Origin of the sequence: Methylosinus sp. R-45379, assembly GCF_001644125.1 — a bacterium.
Taxonomy (GTDB): domain Bacteria; phylum Pseudomonadota; class Alphaproteobacteria; order Rhizobiales; family Beijerinckiaceae; genus Methylosinus.
Window position 1 is genome coordinate 1 of the sequence record NZ_LUUM01000106.1, and the last position, 1,934, is coordinate 1,934.

General features: G+C 58.5%; 3 protein-coding genes and 1 pseudogene. 1 reads left to right on the forward strand and 3 read right to left on the reverse strand.

What is annotated here, in order from left to right:
* The 3 genes and pseudogenes from A1351_RS05040 to A1351_RS24460 all read right to left on the reverse strand — a co-directional run.
* Positions 1-181: pseudogene (locus tag A1351_RS05040) on the reverse strand (hypothetical protein); the annotation flags it as partial.
* A gap of 179 nt (positions 182-360) precedes the next feature.
* The gene (locus A1351_RS24455; RefSeq protein ID WP_157096116.1) at positions 361-792 is read right to left on the reverse strand and encodes a hypothetical protein; all 432 of its coding nucleotides are present in this window, start codon (positions 790-792) and stop codon (positions 361-363) included.
* A gap of 207 nt (positions 793-999) precedes the next feature.
* Complete coding sequence (locus A1351_RS24460) at positions 1,000-1,335, reverse strand: hypothetical protein (protein ID WP_157096117.1); 336 nt, start codon at positions 1,333-1,335, stop codon at positions 1,000-1,002.
* Positions 1,336-1,348: 13 nt separating this feature from the next.
* Here A1351_RS24460 and A1351_RS26125 point away from each other — a divergent pair.
* Positions 1,349-1,934: DUF1186 domain-containing protein (locus A1351_RS26125; RefSeq protein WP_371441453.1), on the forward strand; the 586-nt coding region annotated here is incomplete at its 3' end.

Below are 1,934 nucleotides of genomic sequence, written 5' to 3' on the forward strand. Positions count from 1 at the left end.
CTTCGCCCTGCCGCGCGACGACTGCGCGCAGGCCATGCGCGCCCCCCGCATCGAACAGCTGCGCGCCGGCTTTCGCGAGATATTTGAGCGCCGGCGTCTGCTCGACGAGTTCCGCTGCAAGCGGAGAAAGTTTCGTCGCGCCGAGAGTCACGTTCGTGGCGCTCTTCGGCAATTCGGACATGGGCGGGCCTCCTGACCCACCCGCGTCATTCTCTGTCGCAGCCCATAATTTCCCTGGTTCGCCCAGGGCAAGCGTCGCGGCGAGTATCGCCGCGATCGTAAACGAGTGCGATTTCATGGTGGTCTCCTTTCGACCACCGGACGCTAGGTGAAGCCAGCGCGAATGCGCGCCACGAAAATTCAGTTCTCTCTGGTCGAATGCTTCTTTAGTTGCAGCACCCCTCTCTCCAGCTCGCGGCTAGCCGCTTGCAACATGGTCGTCATCAAATCCGGCTGCCTGTCGCTGAAGTTCGCGTATTCGCGATAGACCGCTGCTTTGCCCATCATTTCGTCCTCGTTCTGAGGGACCGTCGCAACAATCTGTCCAAGCATTTGCTCGATATTTCGTAGGTCCTCGACGCTTATTCGATGGTCACGGCTCCTCGGCGTTCGCGCCACAGGACTAGTCGTACTATGACGCGAGAACTCTAACAAACGGACGAGCGTTTCGTCGCATTCTCGAAGCAACGCCCCTTGAATGAGCGCCTGTTGCTCTCCGCTCGGAAAATCGGTCGGCTCGTGCGCGGAAATCGTAACGCGCGGCTGCTTGCGACGCGGCAAAGATGCGGTCATTTCGCGGCCCCTTGATCGAATGAAATTATATTGCGTCGACGCACGCGGCGCCTCCGCTTTCATCGTCGCTGCATCGAATTCGACGCGCACACAAATAAGGGATGAAAACCGCGCGCCGCCATCGTCACAGACCTCGATCTCGAGAATACAGCAAGCTCGCCCCTACGCAATCCCCCGCGGCTCCTGCGTCAGAAGGCGCCACTATAGTCACGATTGCGCCGTAAGCCCCTTTCGCGACTCAAGCCTTTTCGGCGCCCGTCGATCGAGCGGGTCGAAATTCCCGATCCTGTCGAGTGAGTCATTTTGTCGCACAAAAAGTTCCACGTTGGCGGCGGAACATCGTCGTTCTGCAACATTCGCGCAAAGCCGCGCCAAAATCGGCGCACATCGATTCGCGACGAATGCTTCCGATGCAAAACGGCTCTGATGGAGACGCGAACAAACGAAAGGAGGTCGATGCCGCTTTTTTTTGTCGAGATTTTCGCTGACGTTTTCAGAGGCCGTATCGCGTCCGGCGCGTCCTCGTTCATAAGGAGCATTCATGACATCTCCCGCCATGTCTCCCGAAAATATTCTGCAATCGCTCACCTGCCGTTATCTTACCGACGGGCCCCTACCGAAAGGCGCGCTCAAAGAAGCTTCGCGCCGACGCGACGAAATGCTTCCTCTCTTTCTGAGCGAGATCGAGAAATATCTTTCTGCTTCTGCGAAAGCGCGCGATCTTAGCCCCACTCCTGTGATGCTCATCTTTTTCCTTCTCGGCGAATGGGGCGATAAGCGCGCCTATCGCCCGATCGCCCGCTTGATCCGCTGTCCCGAATTCACCGATCATCCGGGCTTCGAATCCGCGTTCGACGAAATCGGCCACCGTGTCATCGCCGCTGTGTTCGACGGGGATCCCGAACCTCTCTTCGACGCCGTGCGCGATCCGAAGGCGCATAGAATCGCGCGCCACAATATCCTAATCAACGTGCTTGCGATGCTCGTGTATCAAGAGAGGATCGATCGAGAAGTCGTCGCCAATTTCTTGATCGACGTCTACGAACAGCTCGACGACCACACCATCGTCTGGGTCGGCTGGGCGACGCTCGCCGCGCGGCTCGGTCTGTCCGCGCTTCGGCCGCTCGTCCTCCAGGCGATCG